Annotated in this window: 15 protein-coding genes and 1 CRISPR repeat array; of the genes, 1 reads left to right on the top strand and 14 read right to left on the bottom strand. The window is 38.4% G+C overall.

From position 1 onward, the window contains the following. Positions 1 to 32 precede the first annotated feature (32 nt). Positions 33 to 600: a CRISPR direct-repeat array (repeat unit 28 nt; unit sequence TTTCTAAGCTGCCTACATGGCAGTGAAC). Between the two features lie 204 nt (positions 601 to 804). The 12 genes from EXE09_RS17820 to EXE09_RS17765 all read right to left on the bottom strand — a co-directional run bounded on the left by EXE09_RS17820 (position 805) and on the right by EXE09_RS17765 (position 11,107). Continuing rightward, positions 805 to 1,461, bottom strand: a complete 657-nt coding sequence (locus tag EXE09_RS17820; protein ID WP_130118165.1) for a tRNA-(ms[2]io[6]A)-hydroxylase — start codon at positions 1,459 to 1,461, stop codon at positions 805 to 807. Positions 1,462 to 1,524: 63 nt separating this feature from the next. Beyond that, entirely contained in the window at positions 1,525 to 2,250 is a 726-nt protein-coding gene (gene pdxJ, locus EXE09_RS17815; protein WP_130118164.1) for a pyridoxine 5'-phosphate synthase, read from the bottom strand. A 42-nt stretch (positions 2,251 to 2,292) separates the two neighbouring features. Next, positions 2,293 to 3,012 carry a DNA repair protein RecO gene (recO, locus tag EXE09_RS17810; protein WP_130118163.1) on the bottom strand — a complete coding sequence of 240 codons (720 nt, stop codon included), beginning with the start codon at positions 3,010 to 3,012 and terminating at the stop codon, positions 2,293 to 2,295. 42 nt (positions 3,013 to 3,054) lie between these two features. Continuing rightward, on the bottom strand, positions 3,055 to 3,246 hold the full coding sequence (locus EXE09_RS17805; protein ID WP_087552444.1) for an NF038104 family lipoprotein: 192 nt from the start codon (positions 3,244 to 3,246) through the stop codon (positions 3,055 to 3,057). A gap of 29 nt (positions 3,247 to 3,275) precedes the next feature. Then, positions 3,276 to 4,304, bottom strand: coding sequence for a GTPase Era (gene era, locus EXE09_RS17800; RefSeq protein WP_068974734.1), 1,029 nt, complete (start codon positions 4,302 to 4,304; stop codon positions 3,276 to 3,278). Between the two features lie 5 nt (positions 4,305 to 4,309). Further along, positions 4,310 to 5,002: a ribonuclease III gene (gene rnc / locus EXE09_RS17795; protein WP_068974735.1), complete on the bottom strand. Its 693-nt coding sequence runs from the start codon at positions 5,000 to 5,002 to the stop codon at positions 4,310 to 4,312. Beyond that, positions 4,974 to 5,348 carry a DUF4845 domain-containing protein gene (locus EXE09_RS17790; RefSeq protein WP_130118162.1) on the bottom strand — a complete coding sequence of 125 codons (375 nt, stop codon included), beginning with the start codon at positions 5,346 to 5,348 and terminating at the stop codon, positions 4,974 to 4,976. Before EXE09_RS17790 ends, rnc begins: the two co-directional genes overlap by 29 nt. Positions 5,349 to 5,654: 306 nt before the next feature. After that, positions 5,655 to 6,509, bottom strand: a complete 855-nt coding sequence (gene lepB / locus EXE09_RS17785; RefSeq protein WP_130118161.1) for a signal peptidase I — start codon at positions 6,507 to 6,509, stop codon at positions 5,655 to 5,657. A 21-nt stretch (positions 6,510 to 6,530) separates the two neighbouring features. Further along, the gene (gene lepA / locus EXE09_RS17780) at positions 6,531 to 8,348 is read right to left on the bottom strand and encodes a translation elongation factor 4 (protein WP_068974738.1); all 1,818 of its coding nucleotides are present in this window, start codon (positions 8,346 to 8,348) and stop codon (positions 6,531 to 6,533) included. A gap of 171 nt (positions 8,349 to 8,519) precedes the next feature. Next, positions 8,520 to 9,095 carry a GNAT family N-acetyltransferase gene (locus EXE09_RS17775; RefSeq protein ID WP_130118160.1) on the bottom strand — a complete coding sequence of 192 codons (576 nt, stop codon included), beginning with the start codon at positions 9,093 to 9,095 and terminating at the stop codon, positions 8,520 to 8,522. 19 nt (positions 9,096 to 9,114) lie between these two features. Further along, complete coding sequence (locus EXE09_RS17770; RefSeq protein ID WP_130118159.1) at positions 9,115 to 9,567, bottom strand: acyl-CoA thioesterase; 453 nt, start codon at positions 9,565 to 9,567, stop codon at positions 9,115 to 9,117. 139 nt (positions 9,568 to 9,706) lie between these two features. Continuing rightward, a complete protein-coding gene (locus tag EXE09_RS17765; RefSeq protein ID WP_087552448.1) occupies positions 9,707 to 11,107 on the bottom strand; it encodes a Do family serine endopeptidase in 1,401 nt (466 codons plus the stop codon). Between the two features lie 224 nt (positions 11,108 to 11,331). On the opposite strand from EXE09_RS17765, the gene nadB reads away from it, so the two are divergent. Then, positions 11,332 to 12,984, top strand: coding sequence for an L-aspartate oxidase (nadB, locus tag EXE09_RS17760; protein ID WP_130118158.1), 1,653 nt, complete (start codon positions 11,332 to 11,334; stop codon positions 12,982 to 12,984). Positions 12,985 to 13,068: 84 nt separating this feature from the next. Here the strand turns inward: nadB and EXE09_RS17755 are convergent, their stop codons facing one another. Continuing rightward, a complete protein-coding gene (locus EXE09_RS17755; protein ID WP_130118157.1) occupies positions 13,069 to 13,956 on the bottom strand; it encodes a histone deacetylase in 888 nt (295 codons plus the stop codon). Positions 13,957 to 13,962: 6 nt separating this feature from the next. Beyond that, positions 13,963 to 14,943 (bottom strand): hypothetical protein, encoded by a 981-nt coding sequence (locus tag EXE09_RS17750; protein WP_130118156.1) that lies wholly within the window; start codon positions 14,941 to 14,943, stop codon positions 13,963 to 13,965. Positions 14,944 to 15,095: the final 152 nt, after the last annotated feature.

Raw genomic sequence — 15,095 nt, 5'->3', positions numbered from 1 at the left:
ACAAGCTCAATTGGATGGATATTAACTGCATTTTTCTAAGCTGCCTACATGGCAGTGAACCGTGAGCCCGAAAATGGGCTGACGTAAATTCATTTCTAAGCTGCCTACATGGCAGTGAACCTTGTGCTTCTATGACTTCTTCTAAATCAATCTTTCTAAGCTGCCTACATGGCAGTGAACTAATTAATCAAGCTAATGCTTCAACTGTTAGTTTTCTAAGCTGCCTACATGGCAGTGAACTATTTTCTTCAGTTAAGGCACGAGATAAGTACTTTCTAAGCTGCCTACATGGCAGTGAACATGGCGTTGATGATCCAACAGTGTTGACTGATTTTCTAAGCTGCCTACATGGCAGTGAACTTCTTAAAATTAATCCATTCCATGTGTGAAAATTTCTAAGCTGCCTACATGGCAGTGAACACACTGCTAATCAAAAAGTTCTTGATCCTGCTTTTCTAAGCTGCCTACATGGCAGTGAACACACTGCTAATCAAAAAGTTCTTGATCCTGCTTTTCTAAGCTGCCTACATGGCAGTGAACGTTTTATGACCCTGCAACACTGTTTCATCAGTTTTCTAAGCTGCCTACATGGCAGTGAACAGTAAAATTCTAACCACAAACAAAATAAAAACATAGAGTTATTTCAAAAATATGTAAAATACCCAAGTTTTTTATTAAACTTGCAAGTTATTGATTTATATAAGCTGTTAAAGAGTGCTTAAAATATTGGGGTAAAAACTTGGCTTTGTCAAAACAAAAAAAAAGGAAGTGTCACCACTTCCCTCTCTTTAAACATTTAAAACATCAAGCAACAGCTTTCATCGGTACGCCACTATGAAAGCGGAATAACTTATCTGGACTTAAAATTAATTCTTTTTCCACTTCACGAATCAACTCAATCCGTTGTTGAATATCCTCTTCAGGATCTTTCAACTTCGCAGTTTTGGCAACATCCAAAGCCAAAGTCAAATAATCTTCATAATGACGAGATTCAGACTTCAACAAATATCGATAATAACGCCCTAACTCTTCATCCACAATCGGTGCTAAAGCATAAAAACGCTCACACGAACGTGCTTCCACAAAAGCACCTATCACTAAAATATCAATCAAAGCTTCAGGCTCATAAGTACGGATTTCCTTACGCAGACCACCTGCATAACGACCTGCACTTAAACCCTGCCACTCTTGACCGCGTTTGGTCATAAACTCTAAAACTTGCTCATAATGCAACATTTCTTCACGAACAAGTTGCGCCAACTTCACCTGCAAATCGGTAAAAAAGCTATAGCGGAACATTAAATTCATCGCAGTTCCAGCTGCTTTCTTTTCACAGTTTGCATGATCTTGCATAAGCAAAGGGAGATTGTTCAATGCCTCATCCAACCAAACTTTTGGCGTTTCACAGCCTAAAAAAGCAATCACTGGTTGCATCAGTTCATCATAATTCAAATTTGACATGATCAATATTCAATAAGGTAAAACAAAAATAACTAACTTTAAAAAACCAACTTACAAAAACAATTAACTTGCTGCTTGAATCGCAACTTTCATATCTTTCACAGCTTGTTCTAAGCCAACAAAGACACTTTCAGCAATAATCGAGTGACCAATATTCAACTCATGAATTTGTGGAATTGCCGCAATTTCTGCAACATTTTTCAGGTTCAAGCCATGCCCTGCATTCACCACTAAACCTTTAGAAGCAGCATATTCAACACTTTTGATAATGCGCTCTAATTCATGGTGATGCGTATCTTCATCATAAGCTTCCGCATAAGCACCTGTGTGTAATTCAATCGTTGGTGCACCACATGCAATTGCGGCATCAATTTGAGCAAAATCAGGATCAATAAATAAAGATACATCACAACCAATCGCAGTAAGTGCCTGAGTTGCAGCTTTTACATCATCAAAATGTCCAACCACATCCAAGCCACCTTCTGTGGTCACTTCTTGGCGCTTTTCAGGGACAAAACATACATGATGTGGCTTGATCTCTTTGGCGAATGCCACCATTTCATCAGTCACAGCAATTTCCAAATTCATTCTCGTCTTCAACACAGGACGCATACGACGTACATCATCATCTTGGATATGACGACGATCTTCACGTAAATGTAAAGTAATGCCCTCTGCCCCTGCTTGTTCGCAAACCAGTGCGGCTTTCACAGGATCAGGATAAGTTGTACCACGCGCTTGTCTGAGTGTTGCAACGTGATCGATGTTTACACCTAGCAATGCAGCCATAACATTTTCCTAATGAACAATAAATGAAAAACTAAAATGAAATTAACGACTCAATGATTTAGATTGAGCATTTTGAATCCAAAGTTGACGACTTTTCAAAGGTCGATCACCCAGTAACGATGTGATCATCTGTCGATACAGCTTGGCTAATAATTGTAACTGTTCTGGATTAAAATCCATACCCTTTTCATAATTTGCCATACTGAGAATTTTCTGTCCTGACAATGTCGCGGATGAGCTATGTGCAACAGGAATAAAACCGTCGGACAATTGAAATTGATAACGCTGATTTTCGATAATTTCGTGTTGATTTGAATCATGTGCATAATCTAGGGGATAACCCAATTCTTCTAATAATGCATGTTCAAACTGACGTAAAATTTGTCTTAAAAATAAATCTGCTTGTGAATGATCAGCCAATTTTTGTAAATGCTGTAAAGTTAAATGATATTGCTCAAAAGTATCAGGCATTTCCTGCTCTAGCGGACATAAGCGAAGAATAATTTCATTTAAATAAAAACCTGAAAAAAACGCATCACCATAAAAGAAAACAGGTTGATTGAGTATTTCCAGTTTAGAAAAATTTTTAAGTTCAGATTTTCCAGAAGCCGTTAAGGTAATCGGCTGATATTGCGGTGGGGGTGTTTGACGGAGAATACCATCGACACGTCCATGCTCTTGCGTAAACAAGTGGACGATATGACTACGTTCTCTGTACTTACGATGATGAATTAAATAACCATGTAAAACTTCATTACGCATAAATCAGTGTTTCACTCACACTGAAATGATGATTCATCATAATCAATCTTTTTTCTTATCTTTTTCTTCATCTTCGTCATCACCATCTGGGATGACTGCACCTACGACAGCGGCTGTCCCTTTGACAACCCCTTTCGTAGTTTTATAGGCAACTTTTACAGGAACTGTAACGAGTTTATGTACACAACCTTGAAGCATGAAAATACATGTCACAATAGCAATTACTTTGATCATTACAGTTTTATTCCTTTAAAATTTAGCGATTAAATATCACTATAACCTAAACTTTTTAGTGCACGTTCATCATCAGACCAACCACCTTTCACTTTCACCCAAAGTGTGAGCATGATCTTTTGTTCGAACATTTTTTCCATATCGACACGTGCATCCATACCAATTTTTTTCAGCTTAGCACCTTTTTCACCAATTACGATGGCTTTTTGTCCAGGGCGATCAACAAAAATAGTCGCATCGATATAAGTACACGCTGCTTTAGGACGACCCGTTTTTTCGTTGATGGTCGCCTCTTCTGTTTTAAATGATTCAATTTGAACCGTTAAATCATATGGAAGTTCTTCACCCAACTGACGCATGATTTTCTCACGAATGATTTCACTCGCAAGGAAACGTTCAGAACGGTCTGTTAACTGTTCTAGCGCATATAGTGGTGGTTGGAATGGAAGATATTTTTCAATGGTATTACGCAAATGATCTAAATTTGCACCACGTAGCGCAGATACAGGAACAATTTCTGCGAAATTCATTAATTTTGCACGTTCTTGAATCAATGGCAAAGCATGGTTTTTATTTTCCAGTGTATCAATTTTATTGATCACAAGAATCACTGGCATATCTGCATTTTTCAGCTTTTCCAATACCAACTCATCGTTCTGAGTCCATTTGTCTGCATCTAAAACAAATAAAACCAAATTAACATCACGCAATGCAGAATGCGCTGCACGATTCATCATTTTGTTAATGGCACGCACTTCTTTCTTGTGCATCCCTGGGGTATCTACAAATACCGCTTGTGATGTCTCACGGCTGTCGATCCCGACAATTTTATGGCGAGTAGTCTGTGGTTTACGCGAAGTAATCGATAACTTTTGACCCAAAATATGGTTCATCAAAGTCGATTTACCCACGTTCGGGCGACCTACAATTGCCACAAATCCACTTTTATAATCCGCAGGAATTTCTGTCCCTTGCGAACTAAAAAACTGGTTAATTAAGTCATTGCCGTTTTCAGACGGCTCGTGATCAGCATCGTTGTGATCGGAATGTGTATTCATGCAGTTTACTGCTCCAATAGCTTTAAAAAATCCGCCGCAACTGCCTGTTCTGCAAAGCGACGGCTCGATCCCTCACCCATCATTTTAGGTAAGCCATCTACGGTACATTCTACTTTAAAATGTTGATTCGGTGCATCACCCTGAATATCTACAACCTCATAAATCGGCAAATGTTTTTTATGAGCTTGTAGATATTCTTGTAGGCGAGACTTCGGATCTTTTAATTGATCCGTTGGTTCAATATTTTCAAGGTAAGGTTCATACCATTTCAACACGATTGAACGTAATAATGGTAAGTCCTGACTATCGGTATAAATCGCACCAATAATGGATTCAACTGTATCTGCCAATATTGACTCACGATGATGACCGCCAGATTTCAATTCACCTGTACTGAGAATTAAACTTTTACTAAGGTTTAAATCATTGGCAATTTTACCCAAGGCTTCTTGACGCACTAAAGTTGCACGCATACGCGTTAAGCGACCTTCGTTTTCCTGAGGGTATTCATGATAGAGATAATTGGCAATAATCATCCCAAGCAATGAATCGCCTAGAAACTCTAGGCGTTCATAATTGTATTTGTGACTCACCGAGCGGTGTGTCAGCGCGAGCTGTAATAACTCGTATTGTTTAAACTGATAACCAATTCTGCTTTGTAAGCGAGGATCACTTACTTTCAACTGACCTTTTATCAAAACTCTTCTCGAATGTGAGGACTAAATCAATATTCAGCATGAAAGGCTTTCGCACTTCATATTTCTTAGTCACTTGTAAACCATCTTTTGTCGATACAGTGGCAATATCGTTGAATTTAACATCTCGAATATTGTTCATATCAAAATTCTGTCCCATTTTGGAACTAAACTGTGTGGGCGTGATGTCTGATGGGCTATTCTTAACCAATGTAGAAATCTGATCATTAATCATCCGATCATCCCAATATAATGGCCATACAGCAACTATGATCTTCAATAGAAATGCTGCAGCAATTATCCCCACTAAAATTCCAATATATGAAGCGCCTTGTTGATTTTTACGCATTTTTTATATCCAACAGGTAAAAGAATAATCCTTAATTCCAATTGAAAATAATGACGTGGAATGATCAATTGGATTGATTCAAACTGTTTCACAACCTTCAATAAGGTATAGACTTTTGAACAATTAAATTTATAAATTTATCAAAAAATCTAAGATGCTTATTATCCTTAAAATTCATGCAACTTACTAGTTGTAATTATTTGTTATCGTGTTTTTTCTTACAAAGTGACGAAAACTGAGGTTTTAATAGATAAAAATAAAGATCAATAAAAATTGATCTTTATTTTAAACCTGAACATGGCGCTCTTAGTTAATTGTACCATTACGGCTAAATGATGGAACTTTCAGACCAGGTTCTTTGTGCATCCACACATAGATCGCATGACCTGTTAAGTTTTCTTCAGGTACAAAGCCCCAAAAACGACTGTCCGCACTTTGGTCACGGTTATCACCCATCGCAAAATATTGACCTTTTGGTACGGTCACTTCCCAACTTTGCCCATTGGTTTTGACAAAGCGATCGTTAGCAGTAGCGACATACGGAAGGTCTTGTTTTTTCTGCGCATAGTTAAATGCTGTAACCAGTGTATTTTGACCTTCAAGTAGGCGAACTAAATGCTTATGTTCACCCATTTTTTCATAGTAATAGATCGACTTTGGTGTATCCAGAATATCTTTTTCACGACTGAACTCAGTCGGAATCTGCTCGACATTTTTACCATTGATGATCAATTGACCATTATTAAATTCAATATGATCACCTGGTAAACCAATAATACGCTTGATATAGCTGATTTTCGGATTTTCAGGATAACGGAAAACGGCAACATCGCCACGCTGTGGCTCACCAACATCGATAATCTTGGTATTGGTAATCGGTAAACGAACGCCATATTGGTATTTATTGACCAAAATATAATCACCTGTTTCTAAGGTTGGAACCATAGAGTCAGACGGGATATTAAACGGTTCAAAAAAGAATGAACGCAGCACTAAAACCACTGCAAGCACTGGCCAGAAGTCGTAAGCCCATGAAATGATAAAATTTTCATTCCCCTTACCTTTTGTTGCACGTTGCTTCAAAACAAACTTATCCAGCAACCATAAGCCGAAAAAGATAAGCGTCGCAGGTACGAGAATTAAATTAAAATCAAAATCCATGAGCAATCAGACCTCTAGTTTTTATCTGTCTACTTTTAACACAGCAAGGAACGCTTCTTGAGGAATTTCAACACTTCCCACTTGCTTCATACGTTTCTTACCTTCTTTCTGTTTAGATAACAGTTTCTTCTTACGTGAAACGTCACCACCATAACACTTCGCCAATACGTTTTTACGCATCGCTTTCACTGTAGAACGTGCAATAATCTGTGCACCAATGGCAGCCTGAATTGCCACATCAAACATTTGACGAGGAATCAAGTCTTTCATTTTTTCTACCAATGCAATACCACGATGACGAGCATCTTGACGATGGCAAATCATGGCTAAGGCATCAACCTTATCACCATTAATTAACACGTCCACCTTAACCAAAGATGAAGACTCAAAACGTACAAAATTGTAATCGAGTGATGCAAAACCGCGCGAACAAGACTTTAATTTATCAAAGAAATCCATCACCACTTCAGCCATTGGGATTTCAAAGGTAATTGATACTTGGTTTGCCATAAATTTCATGTCTTTTTGCACACCACGGCGCTCAACACATAAAGTCATGACATTACCCAAGTAGTCTTGAGGCACGAGAATATGACATTCTGCAATCGGTTCACGTAAATCTTCAACTGTTGAACCATCAGGCATTTTTGACGGGCTGTCGATGTATTTAGTATCGCCATTTTTCATCAATGCTTCATAGATTACGGTCGGTGCAGAGCTGATCAGGTCTAAATCGTACTCACGCTCTAAACGCTCTTGTACGATTTCCATGTGTAGCATTCCCAAGAAGCCACAACGGAAACCAAAACCTAAAGCATCTGAGCTTTCAGGTTCAAAAAACAATGCAGAATCGTTAATTTGTAGTTTGTGCAAAGCTTCACGGAACGGTTCAAAATCACTGGCATCAATCGGGAATAAACCTGCGTAAACTTGAGGTTTAACCTTTTTAAAACCTGGTAAAGTAGCAACTTCTGGTGTTGTTGCTAGGGTAATCGTATCCCCGACTGGCGCACCAAAGATGTCTTTGATTCCAGCAATCACAAAGCCAACTTCACCAGCTTCCAAAATACCTGTTTCAGTGTGCTTTGGATTAAAAATACCAACAGAAGTAATGATGTGCGTTTGACCTGTTGATTTCATCAACATCTTGTCGCCTTTTTTCACGCGACCTTGTTTCACACGTACCAAAGACACAACGCCTAAGTAGTTATCGAACCAAGAGTCAACGATCAACGCTTGTAATGGTGCATCACGATCACCTTCTGGTGCAGGAATCACATTGACCAATGTTTCTAAAACACCTTCAATACCTAGACCCGTTTTCGCAGAACAAGTCGGTGCTTCAGTTGCTTCAATTCCGATGATGTCTTCAATCTCTTGAATCACACGCTCAGGCTCTGCCTGTGGTAAATCAATTTTATTTAAAACGGGTAAAACTTCTAAACCTTGCTCGATCGCGGTATAGCAGTTTGCAACAGACTGTGCTTCAACACCTTGTGCAGCATCCACAACCAATAATGCACCTTCACACGCCGCTAGAGAACGTGACACTTCATACGAAAAGTCCACGTGTCCTGGGGTGTCAATGAAGTTCAATTGATACTCTTGACCATTTGGATGTGTATAATACAAAGTCACAGATGTGGCTTTAATAGTAATCCCACGTTCACGTTCTAACTCCATAGAGTCAAGAACTTGCGCTTGCATTTCACGATCTTGCAAACCGCCACAGGTTTGAATAAAACGGTCAGCAAGTGTCGACTTTCCGTGGTCAATATGCGCGATGATCGAGAAGTTTCGGATATTTTTAATATCAACAGATTTTTTAGCTTGCGCCATGGGCTACCTTGAACAATGAATAGCGCTATGTATGAAAATTAAAACTACATAGCAAAAGCGTTTATGAAATTGGCACGGATTATAGCAGAATGGCGTTATAGGAAAAGGATTATATTGTGCTGAATATTGAAAGAATTTAAGACTGATTCAGCTCGGAAAAAATAATACGCGCTATTCAAAATCTTGTTTAAAAATCTGTCGGGCACTAATCTCTAAATTTAAACGAATTTGTTCAGCGACTTTTGATTTAACTTGTTGAAAACCATGCTTCAAAAGCAGATTCATCGAGCCTACATTTCCCTCATACACTTCAGCAACAACAAAGCTGATTTTCTTTTCAAATAATGGTTGGGTTTTGAGTTCCATTAAAATTCGACTCAAAACTTCCGACATATAGCCTTTTTGCCAATAGTCTGGATGCAGCTCACATCCAATCACGACACCATATTTACCCTCAACCTCTAAAACACGATTTACCCCGAAACTACCAATCAATCGAGTACTCGATGAGTGAGGGAAATTCTCATCTTTTAAGCGAATGGCATAACGATAAGCTTGCTGATCTAGCCACTTTTGATGAAAGCGCACAACGAGGTCATGCGCTTTTTCACGCCTAGTTAATTTTTTAACATCATAAAACTCAAGTACAGCATCATTGGAAAATAGTTCAAAAATTGCGGCTGCATCATCCGTACCAATCTCATCTAAAATCAAGCGAGGTGTTGTTAATACTTTTAATTTTTTCATAATCCAATGCTAAAAATTTTTAAATACTCACGATTGAGCTAAGATCATAAGGATCAACATCCGTAGCAATTGGTTGATACGCTTGAATAAAAGTCGGTGACATGCGTTTAGGACGACCAGTGGCTATTTCTATACATGCCCACTTGGTATTGCCTGTAAATAATAGACTTTTGTCTTTGGCATTAAAAAAAGCATATTGGCGGAATGAATACAAAGCATTGATGTCATACAACCACGTGCGCAAAATGATCTCATCCTCCAACATGGCCGCTTTACGATATTGAACTTGATGTTCAACAGCGACCATTGCATGTTTCATTTCAAGATATTGCTCTAAGCCTACACCTAATTGTTCAATATGTGCTGATGCAACATCTTGCATCCACTGTACATACACCACATTATTCACATGACCTAAAACATCGATATGTTCTGGTTTAACTTGAATGGTTAAATCAAATAATGAACTCATGTGACATTTCCTTACCCTGATAATCTTTTAAAAATACTTTAATTTTTAAAACAATTTAATCTTCGATTTTAAATACACGGATATTTTTACACAAAAAAGCCACTCTTTGAGTGGCTCATTCGCATCAAAATTAATTCTATTATTGAATACGTAAACCAATCATCGCATGTTGCCCTTCACGAACAATCGCCACACGCGCTACGGTATTTTTCTGCAAGTCAGCAACTGCCTCGACAAAATCGTTGGCAGTGTTCACTTTCTTATTATTCACTTGAGTAATAATATCACCTGCTCTAATACGAGACTGTGCAGCCAAACCACCTAGTGTAACATCCTGAATGAGTACACCACCTTTGACACCAGATTTAGTTTTCTCTTGCTCAGTTAAGTTGCGAATAGCAACACCTAGAACAGGTCCTTTACGTGCCTTTGTTGCACTTTGTACCGCATCTTCTTTTGCAGGCGTATCATCAGGAGCAACGGTTAAGGTCGCAGAAATCACTTTTGGCTTATCATCACGTAATACTTCTAGACGAACTGATTGCCCTGGTTGAGTACGATTCAGATAGTTTAACAATTCAGATGTACGAGAAATCGGTGAACCATTGTATTTCATGATCACATCACCAGATCTAAACCCTGCTTTTGCCGCAGGAGAGTCAGGCGCAACTTGAGTAATCAATGAACCTTCTGGTTTATCTAGTTTATAAGCTTCTGCTAAGTTACGATCAATATCTTGCAACATTACGCCCAGATAAGAACGGGTGACTTTACCATTCTTTTTCAGTTGATCGACGACATCCATTGCCACATCAATTGGAATGGAGAATGACAAGCCCATATAACCACCCGTACCACTAAAAATACGAGAGTTCACACCGACCACTTGCCCTTGTTGATTGAACAATGGACCACCAGAGTTACCTGGGTTCAAAGCTACATCAGTTTGGATAAATGGAACTGAAGTTTCACCCATCATATTACGTGATTTGGCACTCACAATCCCCGCAGAAGCTGAATAGTCAAAACCAAATGGTGAACCAATCGCGAGAACAGGTTGACCTACTTTAAGCTGGTCAATATTCCCAACGGACAATGATGGGAAATTATTGCCTTCAACTTTTAATAATGCGACATCGGTACGTTCATCACTACCAACAACTTTTGCATCAATCTCACGACGATCGTTGAGCATGATGGTCACTTTAGATGCATCTTCTACCACATGATGGTTTGTCAATAAGTAACCATCTTTACTGATAAAAAAAGCACTACCGTACGCTGTTTTTTCTTGTGGTGCACGCTGCTGTGGAATAATGATCTGATTACCAAAGAAACGTTTTAAAATTTCAGGAACTTGTTGTTGTAACAATTCTTCCTGAGATATTTTTTTAACAACATTGACACTCACAACCGCAGGGCTGACTTGTTCTACCAAGTTTGAAAAATCAACAGGTGTCGAAGCTTGAACTTGTGATGTTGCCGCAGCGACAGTAAAGACTGCTGCATACATTCCCTTTTGTACTAGACCATTACTCATTTATCACGAACCTACATCTTGTGTTTTTACTTAAAAATGTTTGTAACATACTATTTGATGTCTTTGCGTAATAATATGTTTTCATTTTTTTATAAAACAAGACTTTACTTAATTATTTCTTAAAAGTCCTTATATCTAGTATTTAGACTAAAATCTGACACGTATAACTATTGTAATTTGTTCAAAAAAAGAGTGTTATAAGCAGACTTTTTTGAAATTAGCTGATGGACATGTCTAATTTAAACACAACACATCAATTTGATGTGATTATTGTGGGTAGTGGCGGTGCTGGTTTAAGTTTAGCTTTATCCTTGCCTGAACATTTTAATATTGCTGTTTTAGCTAAATCGACACTGACCGATGCGAGCACTTATTTTGCTCAAGGTGGTGTTGCTGCTGTTCTCGATGAAACAGATTCTATTCAACAGCATATTGATGACACTATGATTGCAGGTGCGCAATTATGTGAATTAGAAGCAGTGAAACATACAGTTGAAGGTGGTCGCCCGTCTGTAGACTTTCTGCTCAATCATGGTGTGCAATTTACTTTAGATGAAGATGAGCAATTGCACCTTACTCGTGAAGGTGGACATTCTCAGCGCCGTATCATTCATTCTGCAGATGCAACAGGTAAAGCGATTTCAACCACATTGGTTCAAAGAGCACAAGAAAAGAAAAATATTCATATTTTTGAGAATTACATCGCAGTTGATCTCATTACCTTACATAAATTAGGTCATACCCAACAAGAGAATCGTGCTGTTGGTCTCTATGCCTTAGATGAAAAAACTGAAACAGTACATACATTCTTAGCACCATTTACTGCCCTCGCCTGTGGTGGTGCAATGAAAGCCTACCTTTATACCTCTAATCCTGATATTGCCACAGGTGATGGGATCGCGATGGCATATCGTGCAGGCTGTCGTGTAGCGAACATGGAATTTAACCAATTCCACCCAACTTGTTTATATCATCCGCAAGCGCGTTCATTTTTAATCACAGAAGCCATGCGTGGTGAAGGTGCATATTTACGTTTACCTGATGGTGAACGCTTCATGCTCCGTTTTGATGAGCGTGCTGAACTTGCTCCACGTGATATTGTTGCACGTGCGATTGATTATGAAATTAAGCGCTTAGGCATACGTCATGTCTGGCTTGACATCACCCATAAACCTGCTGAATTTGTGAAGGAGCATTTCCCGACACTTTACGCACGTTTAATGGAACTCGGAATCGACATTACCAAAGAGATGATTCCTGTTGTTCCAGCAGCACATTATACCTGTGGTGGCGTCGTGGTTGATGAGCATAGTCAAACTGATCTTGCGGGCTTATATGCAATTGGTGAAACATCGTATACTGGCTTACACGGGGCTAACCGTATGGCAAGTAACTCTCTTTTAGAATGTTTTGTCTATGGAATGAGTGCAGCCAAAGATATCGAAGCAAAATTTGGACAAGCTTTTGATCTTCCAACTGTCCCTGAATGGGATGCGTCACAATCGACCAATCCAGATGAAGATGTCGTGATTCTGCAAAACTGGGATGAATTACGTCAAACCATGTGGAACTATGTCGGAATTGTACGCACCACCAAACGCTTGCAACGTGCCTTGCATCGTATCGAGATGCTGAAAAAGGAAATTACGGAATATTACCAAGATTACCATGTCAGTAAGAACTTGATTGAATTGCGTAATTTGGTCATGGTTTCTGAAATGATTGTACGTTGTGCAATGGAGCGTAAGGAATCCCGTGGCTTACACTACACGCTTGATTATCCAGAGCTTTCACCTGAGTTAAGAAAAACAGTACTCACACCGCCTAACTTTACCGTAGAAACTCCATTGGTGAATGAAGAGCTTATTGTTTCTTAATATTTTTATTGGTCAATTTAAAGTGCCTTCTCTTTATAGAGGAGGCACCTTTTTATTGAAAATACATTCATTTTAAAAATACGTCTATTCACCATAATACACTTGATACGCACTATGAAAAGTTTGCGTATGCAAAGCGGTTAAGTTTTCTAAATCTTGATAGCCTCCTGCCAAAACAAACATGATCGGAATCCCTGCTTTTTTTGCCATATTAAAGACCATTTCATCGCGTTTCTTGATCAATTCAGTTGTGAACCACGCTGAACCATAAGGATCTGCTTGATGGCAATCCATACCTGCTTGATAAATAATAATATCTGCTTGCCATTCATGTGCCTTTTGAAACGCCTCATGCAATGCCATCAGATACTGCGCAAAACTTCCATTCTTAGTATGTACATGGCGACTTTCAGCACGTTCATAAGTTGGATAACCAAAAGCCAGACCATAAATACTAAAATTATATAAATTATCATACTTACGGGTAAATTCAGCCGTACCATCCCCGCCATGCTGGTCACAGTCTAAGATGAAGATTCGCTTATTTGGATATTGCTGTGCAATCAAAGCCAAACCATTAAAAGTACAAAATGAACCACCGTATTCAGGGCGCGCATGATGAAAACCTTGCGCAATATTTGCAGCAATCCCATGCTCAAAAGCCAATTCTGTTGCTATCAATTGACCTGCATTAATCGCCAAAACCGCATCACGCAACTGCTCATTCCACGGTTTAAAGCCTGCGAAAGTTGCTAACTTATTCGGTTGTCCTGTTAAAAATGCATCAACATATTTAGGAGAATGTAATGCTTTTAAAATCTCAGGGTCTAATATTTTTGGTTCGTGAAATTCAAAGTTCTTCACGTTATTTTGATTAAATTGCTGTAATTGCTCTGCAACAGCAAGCAGTTTTTCCATGCTATTGGTATGCGTTTGAGCAAAATAGCGTGGCGAAAAACATACATTTAACATAAAAAACTATCCGATACTTAGCGCGCTAAGTTGCGACTTTGCAACATCATCCAATTGTTTTAACAATGTCGTATCTGGACTAAATAACCCATTATGTACTTGCTGTTCAAAATGGGTACTAAACGCCCTCTTACGATTTTCAGGAGAGATCGCCAATGTCGTTAAACGTAAAAACCAAAATTTTTGAATCGCCTGATACGGAATAATAAAACCTTTAAACTCTTTATTTCGGCTTTTATCTATAATTTGTTCAATATCATATTCGACTGAAAATAATGAACCCACTGGAATCCGTATACCATTCATTATAAGCGGCTGTAAATTAATACATGAATGATTATCGCCCATATTCATCTTTTCAATCAGCAACGGCTGATTTTGATCATCCACAAAAATATTAATTGAGCCCTGTCTGAGCATGGAACGATGCGCAATTTTCAGAAAAAAAGCTTCTGCCATTGGACATGAGCCAACTTTTGGCTTTTCTGATAAAGTTTGAATTTCGATATAGCCTGTTTCACTCGCTGACTTGGGTAAAATCACGTCCTCCAACATCGCACAAATGATTTTACTTTCTTCGAGTTGCGCAGATTGTGACACTTTTCTTAAATTTGCCTGAAATCGAACCTCTTGTTCCACTAAAGTTTTGAAGTCATCATCTTTAGCTTGGCGAATGAAATTTTGAATAGATACATTCTGATCTAAATTATGCCAATCTTCGATTTCTAAACCATACAAACTCTTTTGATCGATAATTCTTTTTAATTTTTTAAAATCATAATCTTGGAATATTTTTAGGTCTGTGCCTTCAATTTGATCACGTGGGAAGTTGATGTATTCTGCCAAAACACGTGTCGCTTGCGTAAAGCCACAGCCACGACGCTCGGTTTGATGTGAATAGTGTTCATTCAGCATTTCCGTCAATTTTTCAGATAAAGGAAAAACCTGTTCCTTAAACAACTGGACGACTTCATGATCTAATGACATATTCTCGCTTCCATTTACTATATATTTTTTAAATAATGTATTTATTATTAATAATTTAACATTATAAAAACGAGAGTACACTGCAAATTTGATTTTTATTCGGAATTTAATGAAGTATTTTGAGAACATTAGGGTCTGTTGACAATTCGTCC

The sequence above is a fragment of the Acinetobacter sp. WCHAc060025 genome (assembly GCF_004209355.1).
In the GTDB taxonomy this organism is placed as follows: domain Bacteria; phylum Pseudomonadota; class Gammaproteobacteria; order Pseudomonadales; family Moraxellaceae; genus Acinetobacter; species Acinetobacter wuhouensis.
Note: the sequence above shows the minus strand (reverse complement) of the source record. Positions and strands in the feature narration are given on the sequence as shown.